The sequence below is a fragment of the Streptomyces sp. NBC_01446 genome, assembly GCF_026340095.1.
GTDB classification, from domain to species: domain Bacteria; phylum Actinomycetota; class Actinomycetes; order Streptomycetales; family Streptomycetaceae; genus Streptomyces; species Streptomyces aureus.
In genome coordinates, this window is the sequence record NZ_JAPEPO010000001.1 from 3,389,441 (window position 1) to 3,405,954 (window position 16,514).

Here is a 16,514-nt window from a genome sequence, read left to right on the forward strand (position 1 = left end):
CAAACTTATGAGCACCTTGTGTCGTTATTATGAGCACCTTGTGCTGATATACGCCCAGGGCCGTCATATACGAACGCCCCGGCGGCACACAGCGTGCCGCCGGGGCGAACGAAACGAACAAGCAGCAGCGACTAGCGCTTGCTGTACTGCGGGGCCTTACGGGCCTTCTTGAGACCGGCCTTCTTGCGCTCGACCGCACGGTCGTCACGCTTGAGGTAACCGGCCTTCTTGAGGGCGCCGCGGTTGTTGTCGACGTCGGCCTCGTTCAGCGCACGGGCGACACCGAGACGGAGCGCACCGGCCTGACCGGAGACGCCGCCACCCGAGATGCGGGCGATGACGTCGTAGCGGTTGTCGAGCTCGAGCACCTTGAAGGGCTCGTTGACTTCCTGCTGGTGGACCTTGTTCGGGAAGTAGTCCTCGAGCGTGCGCCCGTTGACCTTCCACTTGCCGGTGCCGGGCACGATGCGGACGCGCGCGATGGCGTTCTTGCGACGGCCCAGGCCGGCGGCCGGCTGCGGGTCGCCGAAGCGCGCGGCGTTCGACTCCGAGGTGTACTCGCCCTCGACGGGGACCTCGGACTCGGTGGTGTACTGCTCGACGTCGACAATCTCGGTCTCTTCGACCGGCTGCTCAACGGTGGTCTCGGCCACGATTCTCCTCAGATTCTTTTTCGTCTTTGGGGGTGGCCGGAACTACTGCGCGACCTGGGTGATCTCGAACGGCACCGGCTGCTGGGCAGCGTGGGGGTGCTGGTCGCCCGAGTAGACCTTCAGCTTCGAGAGCACCTGACGGCCCAGGGTGTTCTTGGGGATCATGCCCTTGATGGCCTTCTCGACGGCCTTCTCGGGGTTCTTGTCCAGCAGCTCGTCGTAACGAACCGAACGCAGACCGCCCGGGTAACCGGAGTGGCGGTACGCCATCTTCTGGGTCTTCTTGTTGCCGGAGAGGTGCACCTTGTCCGCGTTGATGATGATGACGAAGTCACCAGCGTCGACGTGGGGGGCGTAGATCGGCTTGTGCTTGCCCCGCAGGATGTTCGCGGCAGTGGTCGCCAGACGACCCAGGACGACATCCTGGGCGTCGATGACGTACCACTGGCGAGTGATGTCGCCGGGCTTGGGGCTGTACGTACGCACTTAGCAGCCTTCTTCTTCTTCAGTGGATGGGTGCTGAAAGTGGCATCACTGAAGCGATCGTGCAGCTGGGGACGACAGTGCCGGGTTCAGCGCCCGTATGCCGCCCACTGGAAACTGCTCCAGGGAACCTGTGCTTGGCCCTCACGTGAGAATGAGAAAGCCAATACACATAACGAACAAGCAGGATACCCGCGCTTCCCCGTACGGGTCAAAACGCGGACCTGGACACCGGCACCGCCGGAATCCGCCGCACTGGGCGGCCCTGCCGTCTACCAGAGTAACCGCACGTCGCCGCAGGCAGCGCCGTACGAGCGTGACCCCCGGCACACGGCACGCACACACAAGGCACACACAAGATCGGCCAGACCCTGCGCACACCCTTCCCCACCGCGCCCCGGCACCCCCTGCGCGTCGGTCTAAGATGCGCCCCATGAGCTTTGGGCAGGGGGGACCCCAGTGGGGTCCCGGGGGCAGTGGTGGTTCACAGGGACCGGACTGGGCGGCACTCGCCGAAGCGTCCGAGGCACGCCAGCGGCGCCGCCGCTGGCTGATGATCGGCGGTGGCGCGCTCGCCACGGTCGCCGTCGGCTCGGCCGTCGCGTTCGCGATCGTCTCCGCCAACGGCAACAGCACGGCCTCGAACAAGCCCGCCGACCAGCTGCCGACGACCGCGGACATCCCCAGCGACACGGCGCCGGCGGACCCGACGTTCGCGGAGACCACGCCGCCGCCCCCGCTCGACCCCAAGGACTTCATCTCCAGCGCCAAGAAGGACAAGGCCCCGCTCAGCGCGGACACCCTCTTCCCCGGCACCAAGCTCACCGTCGGCGACCGCGTCTACAAGAAGGGCGCCACGTCCAGCACGAAGAGCTGCTCCTCGGCCACCCAGGGCGCGCTCGGCGGCGTCCTGACGGCCAACGACTGCACACGCCTGATCCGCGCCACCTACGCGAAGGACGGCGTCGCGGTCACCGTCGGCGTCGCCGTCTTCGACACGGAGGCCCAGGCCACCAAGGCCAAGAACCAGTACACCAAGGGCACCGTGACCTCCCTGTCCGGCTCGGGCGTCCCCGCGTTCTGCCGTACGACGATCTGCCGCTCGACCACCAACTCGTACGGCCGCTACGCGTACTTCACGACCGCCGGGTTCACCAGCGGCGGCCGGGACGTCACGACCAAGGACCGCGCCGTCTTCACCACCGGTGACGACCTCGCCGAGTTCACGTTCCGCCAGATCACCCGGCGCGGCGAGGCGCAGGCCTCCGCCGCGGCCGAGGCGCCCCAGTAGGGGCTCAGCAGCACCCCGGCTCCGAGAAGGGCGCTCCCGGCAGCGTCCGCCTGTTCCTGGCCTCCTTGCTGCGCGCCGCGAGCAACTCGTCGGCGGGGTAACCGACTTCCTCCAGCGTCAGGCCGTGCGGCCGCACCACGTGCACCGCCGAGTCCCGTATGCCGGCGGCAAGGACCTTCGCGGGCCAGTCCGGCGGCCGGTGCCCGTCGCCGACGAACAGCATCGCGCCGACCAGCGAGCGCACCATGTTGTGGCAGAACGCGTCGGCCCGGACGGTCGCTTCGAGGATCCCGCCGGGCGACCGCTCCCACCGCAGCTCCTGGAGCGTACGGATCGTCGTCGCGCCCTCGCGGCGCTTGCAGTACGCGGCGAAGTCGTGCTCCCCGAGCAGCCTCTCCGCGGCCGCGTTCATCGCGTCGAGGTCCAACTCCCAGTCGTGCCACAGCACATGACTGCGCAGCAGCGGATCGACACCACCCGGGTTGTCGGTCACCCGGTACACGTAGCGACGCCACACGGCGGCGAACCGCGCGTTGAACCCGCTCGGCGCCTGAGCCACCTTCCACACCCGCACATCGTGCGGCAGCCGCCCAGCGAGCCGGCGCAGGAGCTTGTCCTGGTGCTCGGCCCAGACGTCCTCCGGCAGATCGACATGCGCGACCTGCCCGCGCGCGTGCACCCCGGCGTCGGTGCGCCCGGCCACGGTCAGCTCGTACGTCTGCGCGGACCGGGTCACGGTCTTCAGCGCGTCCTCGATCTCACCCTGCACGGTCCGCCGGCCACTGGCCTGCTTCGCCCACCCGGAGAAGTCCTTGCCGTCGTACGACAGATCAAGCCGCACCCGCACGAACCCGGGCTCTACCTCGTCACTCACACACAGATCCTCTCAGGCGAAGGCAATACGAAAGCGGGCCCGCCCCGAAGGGCGGACCCGCTCACATCAAGGCAGAGCCTCAGGCGTCCTTGGACTCCTCAGCGGCCTCGACCGCTGCGGCGTCCTCGACGACCTCGGCGGCCGGAGCGGCAGCCTCGGTGTCCTTGGCGGCACGCTTGGTGGCGGCCTCGGCCTCACCGGTGGCCTGCTGCGCAACCGTCAGCGCCTCGACCAGCTCGATGACAGCCATGGGCGCGTTGTCGCCACGGCGGTTACCGATCTTGGTGATACGGGTGTAGCCACCCGGGCGGTTCTCGTAGCGCGGGGCGATCTCCGTGAAGAGCGTGTGGATGACGCTCTTGTCGGTGATGACCTGGAGCACCTGACGGCGGTTGTGAAGGTCGCCCTTCTTCGCCTTGGTGACCAGACGCTCCGCGTACGGACGCAGACGACGGGCCTTGGCCTCGGTCGTCGTGATCTTGCCGTGCTCGAAGAGCGACTTCGCGAGGTTCGCGAGGAGCAGCTTCTCGTGCGCAGCACTGCCGCCCAGACGGGCACCCTTGGCGGGACGCGGCATGGTGTTTCTCCTAGATGTCTGCCCCGGCCGTATCAGGTACCAGGGTCAGTGTCCGAGCGGGCGGATGCCCGTCGGAGACCCGCGCCCCGTAAGGGGCGCGGGGAACTGCGCGACCAGCCGAAGCGGACCCGCAGCCGAAATCCGGCGTCCTCGCGGAGCGCCTAGTACTGCTCGGTCTCGACGAAGCCCGCGTCCGCGTCGTCGTCGGCGCCGAAGGCGTCGGCGGCGGCGGTCGGGTCGAAGCCGGGAGGCGAGTCCTTCAGCGCGAGGCCCATACCGGCCAGCTTCGCCTTGACCTCGTCGATCGACTTCGCACCGAAGTTGCGGATGTCGAGCAGGTCCGCCTCGGAGCGGGCGACGAGCTCACCCACGGAGTGGATGCCCTCGCGCTTGAGGCAGTTGTACGAACGGACGGTGAGCTCGAGCTCCTCGATCGGCAGCGCCAGATCGGCGGCCAGGGCGGCGTCCGTGGGCGACGGGCCCATGTCGATGCCCTCGGCGTCGATGTTCAGCTCGCGGGCGAGACCGAACAGCTCCACCAGGGTCTTACCGGCCGACGCCATGGCGTCACGCGGACGCATGGCCTGCTTCGTCTCGACGTCGACGATCAGCTTGTCGAAGTCGGTGCGCTGCTCGACACGGGTCGCCTCGACCTTGTACGTGACCTTCAGGACCGGCGAGTAGATCGAGTCGACCGGGATGCGCCCGATCTCCTGACCGACCTGCTTGTTCTGGACGGCGGAGACGTAGCCGCGACCGCGCTCGACGGTCAGCTCCATCTCCAGCTTGCCCTTGCCGTTGAGCGTGGCGAGGACGAGGTCGGGGTTGTGCACCTCGACACCGGCCGGGGGCGCGATGTCGGCGGCGGTGACCAGACCCGGGCCCTGCTTGCGCAGGTACATCACGACCGGCTCGTCGTGCTCCGAGGAGACGACCAGCTGCTTGATGTTCAGGATGAGGTCGGTGACGTCTTCCTTGACGCCCGGCACGGTGGTGAACTCGTGCAGGACACCGTCGATACGGATGGACGTGACCGCCGCACCCGGGATCGAGGAGAGAAGGGTCCGGCGCAGGGAGTTGCCGAGGGTGTAACCGAAGCCCGGCTCCAGCGGCTCGATCACGAACCGGGAGCGGAACTCGTCGACGACCTCTTCGGTCAACGACGGACGCTGAGCGATCAGCATGAAGTGATTCCTTCAGTCAGGGGCACCCACTATTTGATGCCCTGATACCACCGGGTGGTAGCCCGGTGTCGATGCAGTACAAGGGTACGGGCGATACGGCCCATAAGAGCCGTACCGCCCGAAAACCTCAGACCAAGCAGTCGTACGTCAGGTCAGACGCGGCGACGCTTGGGCGGACGGCAGCCGTTGTGCGGGGTCGGCGTGACGTCCTGGATCGAACCGACCTCGAGGCCAGTGGCCTGGAGGGAGCGGATCGCGGTCTCGCGGCCGGAGCCCGGACCCTTGACGAAGACGTCAACCTTGCGCATGCCGTGCTCCTGGGCGCGACGCGCGGCCGACTCGGCGGCCATCTGCGCGGCGAACGGAGTGGACTTGCGCGAGCCCTTGAAGCCGACGTGGCCGGCGGAGGCCCACGAGATCACGTTGCCGGTCGGGTCCGTGATGGACACGATCGTGTTGTTGAACGTGCTCTTGATGTGAGCGTGCCCGTGGGCAACGTTCTTCTTTTCCTTGCGGCGCACCTTCTTGGCAGCGCCCTGACGACCCTTGGGGGGCATCTATTACTCCTACGGGAGGTGGTCGGTCCTGCAGCGACAGCTGTCGATAGACCGCTGAGCGAGGACTACTTCTTGCCCGGCTTCTTCTTACCGGCGATGGCGCGACGCGGGCCCTTACGGGTACGAGCGTTCGTGCTGGTGCGCTGACCGCGGACGGGCAGGCCACGACGGTGGCGAAGACCCTGGTAGCAGCCGATCTCGACCTTGCGGCGGATGTCGGCCTGGATCTCGCGACGGAGGTCACCCTCGGTCTGGATGTTCGCGTCCACGTACTCGCGGATCTTGATCAGGTCCTCTTCGGACAGATCACGAACGCGGATGTTGCGGTCCACACCGGTGGCGTCCAGCGTCTGCTGGGACAGCGTGCGGCCAATGCCGAACACGTAGGTGAGGGCAACCTCTACGCGCTTGTCGCGCGGGAGGTCAACGCCTTCAAGGCGTGCCATTCAAGGCTCCTGTTGATACTCGGAGGTCTTCAGCAGAACCGTTCCCAGGTGCCGTACGAGGTACATCCTGGGTCCCCGGCCTCCGACCGGGGGTGTCGCCCTCCATTACCGATGGATCTGAAGAGGGACGGGTCCTGCATGTGTGCTTACTTGCGTCGCGCGAAACTCTGCGAACTGCAGTCGTGCGTCAGCCCTGGCGCTGCTTGTGGCGCGGGTTGTCGCAGATAACCATGACCCGGCCGTGACGGCGGATCACCCTGCACTTGTCGCAGATCTTCTTGACGCTCGGCTTGACCTTCATTGGGTGAGGTTCTCCGGGTCAGTGCCACCACCCCGCGCAAGGCAGGGTGCGGGCAAGATCTACTTGTACCGGTAGACGATCCGGCCACGCGTCAGGTCGTACGGAGACAGCTCCACCACGACCCGGTCGTCAGGGAGGATGCGGATGTAGTGCATACGCATCTTGCCGCTGATGTGAGCCAGGACCTGGTGGCCGTTCTGGAGCTCCACCTTGAACATGGCGTTCGGGAGAGACTCGACGACAGTGCCTTCGATCTCGATGGCACCTTGCTTCTTGGCCACGCTTCGCCCTTCGAATCGACTACCTTGATCGACTCAGCACATACATGCAGGCATGCGTGTGCACGAGAGCCGACGAGTCAGTCTACGTCAGGGCACCCTGAAAGACGAATCGGGGAAGTTTGCCCCACACTGAAGATCATTATGCGAGAGGATCCGGAGCAGCGGTGACGCCGAGCTCCGCCAGCTTCGCCTTGCCGCCATCGGGCGCCGTGAGGACCAGCGGGCCCTGTTCGGTCAGCGCGATGGAGTGCTCCCAGTGCGAGGACCAGGTGCCGTCCGTCGTGATGACCGTCCAGTCGTCCTCGAGAACCTCGGTGCGCGGGGTGCCGAGGGAGACCATCGGCTCGATCGCGAGGCAGAAGCCGGGGACGAGCTTCGGGCCCTTGCCGCGGCGGCGCTCGACGTAGTTCAGCAGGTGCGGGTCCATGTGCATCTCGGTGCCGATGCCGTGGCCGCCGTAGTCCTCGACGATGCCGTACTTGCCGCCGCCCGGCTTGGGCTGGCGGCGGATGTAGGACTCGATGGCGCGCGAGATGTCGACGAGCCGGTTGCCGTTCTTCATCGCGGCGATGCCGGCCCACATCGACTCCTCGGTCACCCGGGAGAGCTCGACCAGCTCCGGAGCGTGACCGGTACCCACGAACGCGGTGTACGCGGCGTCGCCGTGCCAGCCGTCGATGATCGCGCCGCAGTCGATGGAGATGATGTCGCCGTCCTTGAGGACGGTCTTGTCGTCCGGGATGCCGTGGACGACGACCTCGTTGACCGAGGTGCAGATGGTCGCGGGGAATCCCCCGTACCCGAGGAAGTTCGACTTGGCCCCGTGCTCGTCGAGCACCTTGCGCGCGACCTCGTCCAGGTCCCGGGTGGTGGCACCGGGCACCGCGGCCTCACGCGTCGCCGCGTGGATCGCGGCGACGACCAGCCCCGCCTCACGCATCTTGGCGATCTGCTCGGGGGTCTTGATCTGCACCATGGGGGCCTGCGCTCTCCGTCTTCCGCACTACGGGTTTACCTGCACAACACTACGGCCGCGGCGCCCTGTACGGGCACCGCGGCCGGAGCAGCGTAACAACGACTTACTTGTCGCGCTTGAGGGCGTCCATGGCCCGCGCGGTCACCTCGTCGACCTTGCCGAGCGCCGAAATCGTCCGCACCAGGCCCTGGGCCCGGTAGTAGTCGATGATCGGCTCGGTCTGCGTGTGGTAGACCTCGAGCCGCTTGCGGACGGTGTCCTCGCTGTCGTCCTCGCGCTGGTAGAGCTCGCCGCCGCAGACGTCACAGACGCCTTCCTGCTTCGGCTGGTTGTACGACACGTGGAAGACGTGCGCGGAGTCCTTGCGGCAGATGCGGCGGCCGGCGATGCGCTTGACCACCTCGTCCTCGGGGACCTCGAGGTCCAGGACCGCGTCGAGCTTCACTTCGTCCGCCTTGAGGGCGACGTCGAGCGCCTCGGCCTGCGAGACGTTGCGAGGGAAGCCGTCGAGCAGGAAGCCGTTCACGGCGTCCGGCTGCTCCATGCGGTCCTTGGCCATCCCGATGGTGACCTCGTCGGGCACCAGGTTGCCGGCGTCCATGAACGCCTTTGCCTGCTTGCCCAGTTCCGTGCCCTGGCTGATGTTGGCACGGAAGAGGTCGCCCGTGGAGATGTGCGGAATCGACAGGTTCTTGGCAAGGAACGCGGCCTGCGTTCCCTTGCCCGCACCGGGCGGCCCGACGAGGACGATACGCATCAGCGGAGGAACCCTTCGTAATTGCGCTGCTGAAGCTGGCTCTCGATCTGCTTCACCGTCTCCAGACCGACACCCACGATGATGAGGATGCTTGTCCCACCGAACGGGAAGTTCTGGCTTGCCCCGAAGCCAACCAACGCCATCGTTGGTACGAGAGCGATCAGACCCAGATACAGCGAACCCGGCCAGGTGATCCGGTTGAGTACGTAGCTCAGGTACTCAGCGGTCGGCCGGCCAGCCCGGATGCCCGGGATGAAGCCACCATACTTCTTCATGTTGTCCGCGACTTCCTCGGGGTTGAACGAGATCGCCACGTAGAAGAACGCGAAGAAAACGATCAGCAGGAAGTACGAAACGATGTAATAGGGGTGATTTCCCTTGGTCAGATGGTCGTTGATCCAGGTCTTCCACCCGGAATTGCCTCCCGCGAACTGCGCGACGAGGGCCGGGATGTAGAGCAGCGACGAAGCGAAGATGACGGGGATCACACCCGCCTGATTGACCTTCAGCGGGATGTACGTGGACGTACCGCCGTAAGACCGGCGACCGATCATACGCTTCGCATACTGGACAGGGATTCGGCGCTGCGCCTGCTCGACGAACACCACCAGGCCGACCATGACGAGGCCCACCAGGATCACGGCGCCGAACTCGATCCAGCCGCCGGCGAGGTTACCGGTCGTCTTGATGGTCCACAGGGCGCTCGGGAAGGTGGCGGCGATCGAGATGAACATCAGGATCGACATGCCGTTGCCGATGCCGCGGTCGGTGATGAGCTCACCGAGCCACATGACGATGGCGGTGCCGGCGGTCATCGTGATGACCATCGTGATCGTCACGAAGATCGACTGGTCCGGGACGATCTGGTTCGCGACGGGGCAGCCCTGGAAGAGGGCGCCGCTGCGAGCAGTCGCGACGAGGCCGGTGCCCTGGAGGATGGCGAGCGCCACGGTCAGGTATCGCGTGTACTGCGTGATCTTCGAAGTACCCGCCTGACCCTCCTTCTTCAGGGCCTCGAGCCGCGGGATCACGACAGTGAGCAGCTGCAGGATGATGCTCGCGGTGATGTACGGCATGATGCCGAGCGCGAAGATCGTGATCTGCAGGAGCGCGCCACCACTGAACATGTTGACGAGACCGAACAGCCCCTGCGTGCCTTTGTTCGCGTCCACGCATGTCTGGACGTTCGAGTAGCTGACTCCCGGGATCGGTACGTGTGTACCGATGCGGTAGATCACGATGATGCCGAGCGTGAAGAGCAGCTTCTTGCGCAGGTCGGGCGTCTTGAACGCCCGGGCGAACGCGGTGAGCACGGTGCCTCCTGCGACCCCCGCGCACGTGCGTCAGAGGTGACGGTCTTGAGGTTCGATGAATGAAGGAATGCGTAAACAGTCAAGCACCGGGTGAAGATCCGTCAGACACGTCGCCTTCAGGACACACCGCCCGGCCCGAGGCATCAGCCCCAGACGGATACAGCACAGTGCAGGCCACCATACCGGCGACCATGCCCCCCTTGGAACGACCAACCGGGGATGCCCCAAATCTGGGGCATCCCCGGTCGGGAATCGCTCATGTCATCGAGACGCCTGAAAAGGTCAGACGAGCTCGGTGACGGTACCGCCGGCGGCGGTGATCTTCTCCTTGGCGGAGTTGGAGACGGCGTCAACCGTCACCTGCAGCGCCACGGTGAGCTCACCCTGGCCGAGCACCTTGACGAGGCTGTTCTTGCGAACGGCACCCTTGGCGACGAGACCCTCAACGGTGACCTCGCCACCTTCCGGGTACAGCGCGCTCAGCTTGTCGAGGTTCACGACCTGGAACTCGGTCTTGAACGGGTTCTTGAAGCCCTTGAGCTTCGGGAGACGCATGTGGAGGGGCATCTGGCCACCCTCGAAGCGCTCCGGAACCTGGTAACGGGCCTTCGTGCCCTTGGTACCACGACCGGCCGTCTTACCCTTCGACGCCTCACCGCGACCCACACGGGTCTTCGCGGTCTTGGCGCCCGGGGCGGGACGGAGGTTGTGGATCTTGAGCGGGTTGTTCTCCGCCATGATCAGTCGACCTCCTCGACCGTCACGAGGTGCCGCACGGTGTTAGCCATGCCGCGGAACTCGGGACGATCCTCCTTGACGACCACGTCGTTCAGGCGCTTGAGCCCGAGCGAACGCAGGGTGTCGCGGTGATTCTGCTTGCTGCCGATGTACGACTTCGTCTGCGTGATCTTGAGACGGGCCATTACGCACCCGCTCCCGCACGTGCACGCAGCAGAGCCGCGGGGGCGACGTCCTCGAGGGGCAGACCACGGCGAGCCGCGATCTCCTCGGGACGCTGCAGGCCCTTGAGGGCCGCCACGGTCGCGTGCACGATGTTGATCGCGTTGGACGAGCCGAGCGACTTCGACAGGATGTCGTGAACGCCGGCGCACTCGAGGACAGCACGCACCGGGCCACCGGCGATAACGCCGGTACCGGGGGAAGCAGGCTTGAGCAGGACGACGCCCGCGGCCTTCTCGCCCGTGATCGGGTGCGGGATGGTGCCCTGGATACGGGGGACCTTGAAGAAGTGCTTCTTGGCCTCCTCAACACCCTTGGCGATGGCGGCCGGCACCTCCTTGGCCTTGCCGTAACCGACGCCTACCGTGCCATCGCCATCGCCCACTACGACGAGCGCAGTGAAGCTGAAGCGACGGCCACCCTTGACAACCTTGGCGACGCGGTTGATCGCGACAACGCGCTCAACGTACGCGGTCTTCTCGGCGGCAGGGCCACCGTCGCGACCCTTCCGGTCCCGCCGCTCGCCGCCACCGGCACCGCTTCCGCGGCGCTGGGGTCCAGCCATTGGAATTACCTCTCTTCGTTTTCCGCTAGCTACGGAACCGGATCAGAACTTCAGACCGGCTTCGCGGGCGGCGTCCGCCAGAGCGGCGATGCGCCCGGCGTACTGGTTACCACCACGGTCGAACACGACAGCCTCGACGCCCGCGGCCTTGGCACGCTCGGCGACCAGGGCGCCGACCTTGCCGGCCTGCGCGGACTTGTCGGCCTCGGCACCACGGATCGAGGTGTCCAGGGTCGACGCCGACGCGAGGGTGTGACCCTTAACGTCGTCGATGACCTGGGCCACGATGTGGCGGTTCGAACGCGTCACAACCAAGCGCGGACGCTCGGCCGTACCCGAAACATGCTTACGGATGCGAATGTGACGGCGCTTGATGGCAGCACGCTTGTAAGCGTCGCCCTTAGCAATCTTGACACCGTATGCCATGGCTTACTTACCCGCCTTTCCGACCTTGCGGCGGATGACTTCGCCTTCGTACTTGACGCCCTTGGCCTTGTACGGGTCGGGCTTGCGCAGCTTGCGGATTTTGGCCGCAACCTCGCCGACCTTCTGCTTGTCGATGCCCTCGACCGAGAACTTGATCGGCGACTCGACCTTGAAGGAGATGCCCTCGGGCGCCTCGATCAGGATCGAGTGGCTGTAGCCGAGCGAGAACTCCAGGTTGGAGCCCTTCGCCAGGACGCGGTAACCGACACCGCTGATCTCGAGCTTCTTCACGTAACCCTCGGTCACGCCGGTGATCATGTTGGCCACCAGCGTGCGGGACAGGCCGTGCAGAGCCTTGTTCTGACGCTCATCATTGGGACGGGCGACGTTCAGCACGCCGTCCTCGTCCTTCGTGATGACGATCGGAGCGACGATCGTGTGGCTGAGGGAACCCTTGGGGCCCTTAACCGAGACCGTACGACCGTCGATGGTGACGTCCACGCCGGCGGGAACCGTGATGGGGAGCTTGCCAATACGCGACATTAGCTATTCCTCCGTTCCCGACTACCAGACGTAGGCGAGGACTTCCCCACCTACGCCCTTCTTGCCTGCCTGCTGGCCGGTCAGAAGACCGTGCGACGTGGAGATGATCGCCACGCCGAGGCCGCCGAGGACCTTGGGCAGATTGGTGGACTTCGCGTAAACCCGGAGACCGGGCTTGGAGATCCGCTTGATGCCCGCAATGGAGCGCTCACGGTTCGGGCCGAACTTGAGCTCGAGGACGAGGTTCTTGCCAACCTCGGCGTCCTCGGTCTTCCAGCCCGTGATGAAGCCCTCCTGCTGGAGGATCTCCGCGATGTGAGACTTGATCTTGCTGTGCGGCATCGCCACGGTGTCGTGGTACGCCGAGTTCGCGTTACGCAGACGAGTCAGCATGTCCGCGATCGGATCAGTCATGGTCATGAATTGGCCTTCGGCCTCTCTCGCCGGGGTTTCCTGTATGCGCCATCCCTCTCCCCACACAGAGGCGGGACGGGTGCGGTGCGGGGACCTACGGCGTAGTAAGTCGGTATGGGCGGCGGGCGCCCAACCCCACAAGCCTACGGCATGTGAAGGGGGGCTCCCGCCGACCAAATACTTACCGAGAGCGTCCGGTAATTCCCAAGTCCCTAAGGACAGAAGGGGATTACCAGGAGCTCTTGGTCACGCCCGGCAGCTCGCCACGGTGAGCCATCTCACGAAGGCACACGCGGCACAGGCCGAACTTGCGGTACACGGAGTGCGGGCGGCCGCAGCGCTGGCAGCGGGTGTAGCCACGCACACCGAACTTCGGCTTACGAGCAGCCTTGGCAATAAGAGCCTTCTTCGCCATCTCGGTTACGCCTCCTTGAAGGGGAAGCCGAGGTGACGAAGGAGCGCGCGGCCCTCAGCGTCGTTGGTCGCCGTGGTGACCACGGTGATGTCCATACCCCGGACGCGGTCGATCTTGTCCTGGTCGATCTCGTGGAACATGACCTGCTCCGTGAGACCGAAGGTGTAGTTGCCACGGCCGTCGAACTGCTTGGGAGACAGACCACGGAAGTCGCGGATGCGCGGAAGCGCGAGCGACAGGGTGCGGTCCAGGAACTCCCACATGCGGTCGCCACGGAGCGTGACGTGGGCACCGATCGGCTGACCCTCACGCAGCTTGAACTGCGCGATGGACTTGCGGGCCTTGGTGATGGCCGGCTTCTGACCGGTGATCGTGGTCAGGTCACGGACGGCACCGTCCATGAGCTTGGAGTCACGGGCGGCGTCGCCGACACCCATGTTGACCACAATCTTGACGAGGCCCGGGGTCTGCATGACGTTCTCGTAGGAGAACTCTTCCTGCAGCTTGCCCGCGATCTCCTCGCGGTACTTCGTCTTGAGACGCGGAGTCGTGGTGGTAGCCATCAGATGTCCTCACCCGTCCGCTTGGCAACGCGAACCTTGTTGCCCTCGTCGTCGAAGCGGTAACCGACACGCGTGACGACCTTGTTGCCGTCCTTCTCCACCACGAGCTGAACGTTGCTCACGTGGACAGGGGCCTCGGTCGTGACGATGCCACCGGCCTGCGAACCGCTGGCGGTGGGGCCGGCCTTGGTGTGCTTCTTGACCCGGTTGACACCCTCGACCAGGACGCGGTCCTCGCGGGGGAAGGCCGCGATGACCTTGCCCTGCTTGCCCTTGTCCTTACCGGTGATGACCTGTACCAGGTCGCCCTTCTTGATCTTCATGCTTACAGCACCTCCGGCGCGAGCGAGATGATCTTCATGAACTTCTTCTCGCGCAGCTCACGGCCCACCGGGCCGAAGATACGGGTGCCGCGAGGGTCGCCGTCGTTCTTCAGAATGACGGCGGCGTTCTCGTCGAAGCGGATGTACGAGCCGTCCGGACGGCGGCGCTCCTTGACGGTGCGAACGATGACCGCCTTGACGACGTCACCCTTCTTCACATTGCCGCCGGGGATCGCGTCCTTGACGGTGGCGACGATGACGTCACCGATGCCCGCGTAGCGGCGACCCGAGCCACCGAGAACACGGATGGTGAGAATTTCCTTCGCACCCGTGTTGTCGGCGACGCGCAGTCGCGACTCCTGCTGGATCACGTCTATCTCCTGATTGTCTGCCGGTTCCCCCGGGGCAGTTCAGTGAACTGCCCCGGGAGCCTGGCGGAACGAACTCTGAGGGATACCCCTCAGAGAATTACTTGGCCTTCTCGAGGATCTCGACGATGCGCCAGCGCTTGGTCGCCGACAGCGGACGCGTCTCCATGATGAGGACGCGGTCGCCGACGCCGGCAGCGTTCTGCTCGTCGTGCGCCTTGAGCTTGTTCGTACGGCGGATGACCTTGCCGTACAGCGCGTGCTTGACGCGGTCCTCGACAGCGACGACGACGGTCTTGTCCATCTTGTCGCTGACGACCAGACCCTCACGGGTCTTGCGGAAGCCGCGGGCGGCAGTCTCTTCAGTCACGTTGCTCTCGCTCATCAGGCGCTCTCCACCGTCTCGATGCCCAGCTCGCGCTCACGCATGAGGGTGTAGATCCGCGCGATGTCCTTGCGGACGGCCTTCAGCCGACCGTGGTTCTCGAGCTGACCGGTCGCCGCCTGGAAACGGAGGTTGAACAGCTCTTCCTTGGCCTCGCGGAGCTTGTTGAGGAGCTCCTCGTTGCCCAGTTCGCGCAGCTCGGACGCCTTGGTACCGGCCGACATCACGACTCACCTGCCTCGCGCCGAACAATCCGGCACTTCATCGGAAGCTTGTGAGCAGCGCGGGTAAGCGCCTCACGCGCAATCTTCTCGTTCGGGTAGGACAGCTCGAACATCACCCGACCCGGGTGAACGTTCGCGACCCACCACTCGGGGGAACCCTTACCGGAACCCATGCGGGTCTCGGCGGGCTTCTTCGTAAGCGGACGGTCCGGGTAGATGTTGATCCAGACCTTGCCGCCACGCTTGATGTGGCGGGTCATCGCGATACGAGCCGCCTCGATCTGGCGGTTGGTCACGTACGCCGGCGTGAGGGCCTGAATGCCGTACTCGCCGAACGCAACCGTCGTACCACCCTTGGCCTGACCGCGGCGCTTGGGGTGGTGCTGCTTGCGGTGCTTGACCCTACGGGGGATCAGCATTTCGGTCAGGCCTCCGTTCCGGTGCTCTCAGCCGGAGCGGCAGCGGCGGGCGCGTCAGCCTTGGGGGCCTCGGCGGCCGGAGCCGACTGCTGCTGCGGCTTGCGGCCGCGGCCGCCACGCTCGCCACCACGGCCACCGCCGCGGGCCGGACGGTCGTTGCCGCCACCACGGGCCGGGCGGTTACCCGCACGGGCCGCAGCGTTCTCGGCGCGGACCTCGGCGATGTTCTTGACGTCGCCCTTGTAGATCCAGACCTTCACACCGATACGGCCGAAGGTCGTCTTGGCCTCGAAGAAGCCGTAGTCCACGTTCGCGCGCAGCGTGTGCAGCGGCACACGACCCTCGCGGTAGAACTCGGACCGGGACATCTCGGCGCCGCCGAGACGGCCACCACACTGGATCTTGATGCCCTTGGCGCCGGCCTTCATCGCCGTCTGCATGCTCTTACGCATGGCGCGACGGAAGGAGACGCGGGAGGACAGCTGCTCGGCAACGGCCTGAGCAACCAGCTGAGCGTCGGTCTCGGGGTTCTTGACCTCGAGGATGTTCAGCTGGACCTGCTTGCCCGTGAGCTTCTCGAGGTCACCGCGGATGCGGTCGGCCTCGGCGCCACGGCGGCCGATGACGATGCCCGGACGAGCGGTGTGGATGTCCACACGCACGCGGTCACGGGTGCGCTCGATCTCAACCTTCGAGATACCGGCGCGCTCCATGCCGGAGGTCATCATGCGACGGATGGCTACGTCTTCCTTGACGTAGTCCTTGTACAGCTTGTCGGCGTACCAACGGGACTTGAAGTCCGTGGTGATACCGAGCCGGAACCCGTGCGGGTTTACCTTCTGGCCCATTACCGGGTTCCTTCCTTGCTGCTGACGACCACGGTGATGTGGCTGGTCCGCTTACGGATCCGGTAGGCACGGCCCTGAGCACGCGGACGGAACCGCTTCAGGGTCGGGCCCTCATCCACGTACGCCTCGCTGATGACCAGCGAATTGGCGTCGGTGTGGTCGTAGTTGTGTGCAGCGTTGGCGATGGCGCTGTCCAGCACCTTGCCAACCGGCACGCTCGCGGCCTGCGGGGCGAAACGCAGGACCGCCTGAGCCTCCGTGGCATCCATGCCACGGATGAGGTCCACCACTCGGCGGGCCTTCATGGGCGTGACGCGGATGTACCGCGCCTGGGCCCTGGCTTCCATGGTTGTCCCTTCAGTGTTCGT

General features: G+C 65.6%; 28 protein-coding genes. 1 reads left to right on the forward strand and 27 read right to left on the reverse strand.

All coding sequences use genetic code 11. From position 1 onward, the window contains the following. Positions 1-131: 131 nt before the first annotated feature. Complete coding sequence (gene rpsI / locus OG456_RS14980; RefSeq protein ID WP_100594864.1) at positions 132-653, reverse strand: 30S ribosomal protein S9; 522 nt, start codon at positions 651-653, stop codon at positions 132-134. 42 nt (positions 654-695) lie between these two features. Next, the gene (gene rplM / locus OG456_RS14985; RefSeq protein ID WP_100594865.1) at positions 696-1,139 is read right to left on the reverse strand and encodes a 50S ribosomal protein L13; all 444 of its coding nucleotides are present in this window, start codon (positions 1,137-1,139) and stop codon (positions 696-698) included. 430 nt (positions 1,140-1,569) lie between these two features. Here rplM and OG456_RS14990 point away from each other — a divergent pair, with 430 nt between their 5' ends. Beyond that, positions 1,570-2,427, forward strand: a complete 858-nt coding sequence (locus OG456_RS14990) for a hypothetical protein (RefSeq protein WP_266561159.1) — start codon at positions 1,570-1,572, stop codon at positions 2,425-2,427. A 4-nt stretch (positions 2,428-2,431) separates the two neighbouring features. Here OG456_RS14990 and truA read toward each other — a convergent pair whose 3' ends face one another. The 25 genes from truA to rplV all read right to left on the reverse strand — a co-directional run bounded on the left by truA (position 2,432) and on the right by rplV (position 16,493). Continuing rightward, entirely contained in the window at positions 2,432-3,301 is an 870-nt protein-coding gene (gene truA / locus OG456_RS14995; protein ID WP_266561161.1) for a tRNA pseudouridine(38-40) synthase TruA, read from the reverse strand. A 79-nt stretch (positions 3,302-3,380) separates the two neighbouring features. Further along, the gene (gene rplQ, locus OG456_RS15000) at positions 3,381-3,878 is read right to left on the reverse strand and encodes a 50S ribosomal protein L17 (RefSeq protein ID WP_100594869.1); all 498 of its coding nucleotides are present in this window, start codon (positions 3,876-3,878) and stop codon (positions 3,381-3,383) included. Between the two features lie 161 nt (positions 3,879-4,039). Next, complete coding sequence (locus tag OG456_RS15005) at positions 4,040-5,062, reverse strand: DNA-directed RNA polymerase subunit alpha (RefSeq protein ID WP_003966937.1); 1,023 nt, start codon at positions 5,060-5,062, stop codon at positions 4,040-4,042. Between the two features lie 152 nt (positions 5,063-5,214). Next, positions 5,215-5,619 carry a 30S ribosomal protein S11 gene (gene rpsK, locus OG456_RS15010; RefSeq protein WP_003948617.1) on the reverse strand — a complete coding sequence of 135 codons (405 nt, stop codon included), beginning with the start codon at positions 5,617-5,619 and terminating at the stop codon, positions 5,215-5,217. Between the two features lie 65 nt (positions 5,620-5,684). Further along, positions 5,685-6,065 carry a 30S ribosomal protein S13 gene (rpsM, locus tag OG456_RS15015; RefSeq protein WP_100594870.1) on the reverse strand — a complete coding sequence of 127 codons (381 nt, stop codon included), beginning with the start codon at positions 6,063-6,065 and terminating at the stop codon, positions 5,685-5,687. A gap of 187 nt (positions 6,066-6,252) precedes the next feature. Continuing rightward, a complete protein-coding gene (rpmJ, locus tag OG456_RS15020) occupies positions 6,253-6,366 on the reverse strand; it encodes a 50S ribosomal protein L36 (protein WP_003974245.1) in 114 nt (37 codons plus the stop codon). A gap of 59 nt (positions 6,367-6,425) precedes the next feature. Beyond that, positions 6,426-6,647, reverse strand: coding sequence for a translation initiation factor IF-1 (gene infA, locus OG456_RS15025; RefSeq protein ID WP_003948620.1), 222 nt, complete (start codon positions 6,645-6,647; stop codon positions 6,426-6,428). 139 nt (positions 6,648-6,786) lie between these two features. Beyond that, a complete protein-coding gene (map, locus tag OG456_RS15030; RefSeq protein WP_116511040.1) occupies positions 6,787-7,623 on the reverse strand; it encodes a type I methionyl aminopeptidase in 837 nt (278 codons plus the stop codon). Positions 7,624-7,726: 103 nt separating this feature from the next. Then, on the reverse strand, positions 7,727-8,380 hold the full coding sequence (locus OG456_RS15035; RefSeq protein ID WP_266561167.1) for an adenylate kinase: 654 nt from the start codon (positions 8,378-8,380) through the stop codon (positions 7,727-7,729). Continuing rightward, on the reverse strand, positions 8,380-9,693 hold the full coding sequence (gene secY, locus OG456_RS15040) for a preprotein translocase subunit SecY (RefSeq protein WP_266561169.1): 1,314 nt from the start codon (positions 9,691-9,693) through the stop codon (positions 8,380-8,382). Before secY ends, OG456_RS15035 begins: the two co-directional genes overlap by 1 nt. Before the next feature lie 282 nt (positions 9,694-9,975). Further along, entirely contained in the window at positions 9,976-10,431 is a 456-nt protein-coding gene (gene rplO / locus OG456_RS15045; RefSeq protein ID WP_100594874.1) for a 50S ribosomal protein L15, read from the reverse strand. Between the two features lie 2 nt (positions 10,432-10,433). Beyond that, positions 10,434-10,616, reverse strand: coding sequence for a 50S ribosomal protein L30 (gene rpmD, locus OG456_RS15050; RefSeq protein ID WP_041985698.1), 183 nt, complete (start codon positions 10,614-10,616; stop codon positions 10,434-10,436). Then, a complete protein-coding gene (gene rpsE, locus OG456_RS15055; protein ID WP_100594875.1) occupies positions 10,616-11,218 on the reverse strand; it encodes a 30S ribosomal protein S5 in 603 nt (200 codons plus the stop codon). The genes rpmD and rpsE overlap by 1 nt, the downstream gene beginning before the upstream one ends. A 42-nt stretch (positions 11,219-11,260) precedes the next feature. Beyond that, the gene (rplR, locus tag OG456_RS15060) at positions 11,261-11,644 is read right to left on the reverse strand and encodes a 50S ribosomal protein L18 (RefSeq protein ID WP_116511050.1); all 384 of its coding nucleotides are present in this window, start codon (positions 11,642-11,644) and stop codon (positions 11,261-11,263) included. Positions 11,645-11,647: 3 nt separating this feature from the next. Then, on the reverse strand, positions 11,648-12,187 hold the full coding sequence (gene rplF / locus OG456_RS15065; RefSeq protein WP_266561176.1) for a 50S ribosomal protein L6: 540 nt from the start codon (positions 12,185-12,187) through the stop codon (positions 11,648-11,650). Positions 12,188-12,208: 21 nt separating this feature from the next. Then, entirely contained in the window at positions 12,209-12,607 is a 399-nt protein-coding gene (rpsH, locus tag OG456_RS15070) for a 30S ribosomal protein S8 (protein ID WP_030221010.1), read from the reverse strand. Between the two features lie 223 nt (positions 12,608-12,830). Continuing rightward, on the reverse strand, positions 12,831-13,016 hold the full coding sequence (locus tag OG456_RS15075) for a type Z 30S ribosomal protein S14 (protein WP_003948630.1): 186 nt from the start codon (positions 13,014-13,016) through the stop codon (positions 12,831-12,833). A 5-nt stretch (positions 13,017-13,021) separates the two neighbouring features. After that, positions 13,022-13,579 carry a 50S ribosomal protein L5 gene (gene rplE / locus OG456_RS15080; protein ID WP_100594878.1) on the reverse strand — a complete coding sequence of 186 codons (558 nt, stop codon included), beginning with the start codon at positions 13,577-13,579 and terminating at the stop codon, positions 13,022-13,024. Continuing rightward, complete coding sequence (rplX, locus tag OG456_RS15085) at positions 13,579-13,902, reverse strand: 50S ribosomal protein L24 (protein ID WP_100594879.1); 324 nt, start codon at positions 13,900-13,902, stop codon at positions 13,579-13,581. The genes rplE and rplX overlap by 1 nt, the downstream gene beginning before the upstream one ends. Before the next feature lie 2 nt (positions 13,903-13,904). Continuing rightward, positions 13,905-14,273 carry a 50S ribosomal protein L14 gene (rplN, locus tag OG456_RS15090; RefSeq protein WP_003974257.1) on the reverse strand — a complete coding sequence of 123 codons (369 nt, stop codon included), beginning with the start codon at positions 14,271-14,273 and terminating at the stop codon, positions 13,905-13,907. Between the two features lie 97 nt (positions 14,274-14,370). Continuing rightward, positions 14,371-14,655, reverse strand: a complete 285-nt coding sequence (gene rpsQ, locus OG456_RS15095; RefSeq protein ID WP_100594880.1) for a 30S ribosomal protein S17 — start codon at positions 14,653-14,655, stop codon at positions 14,371-14,373. Then, on the reverse strand, positions 14,655-14,879 hold the full coding sequence (gene rpmC / locus OG456_RS15100) for a 50S ribosomal protein L29 (RefSeq protein WP_010036720.1): 225 nt from the start codon (positions 14,877-14,879) through the stop codon (positions 14,655-14,657). The genes rpsQ and rpmC overlap by 1 nt, the downstream gene beginning before the upstream one ends. Continuing rightward, positions 14,879-15,298, reverse strand: a complete 420-nt coding sequence (gene rplP / locus OG456_RS15105) for a 50S ribosomal protein L16 (RefSeq protein ID WP_030782563.1) — start codon at positions 15,296-15,298, stop codon at positions 14,879-14,881. The genes rpmC and rplP overlap by 1 nt, the downstream gene beginning before the upstream one ends. Before the next feature lie 5 nt (positions 15,299-15,303). Beyond that, the gene (gene rpsC / locus OG456_RS15110; RefSeq protein WP_116511058.1) at positions 15,304-16,146 is read right to left on the reverse strand and encodes a 30S ribosomal protein S3; all 843 of its coding nucleotides are present in this window, start codon (positions 16,144-16,146) and stop codon (positions 15,304-15,306) included. Further along, positions 16,146-16,493 (reverse strand): 50S ribosomal protein L22, encoded by a 348-nt coding sequence (gene rplV, locus OG456_RS15115; RefSeq protein ID WP_026249422.1) that lies wholly within the window; start codon positions 16,491-16,493, stop codon positions 16,146-16,148. Before rplV ends, rpsC begins: the two co-directional genes overlap by 1 nt. Positions 16,494-16,514 lie beyond the last annotated feature (21 nt).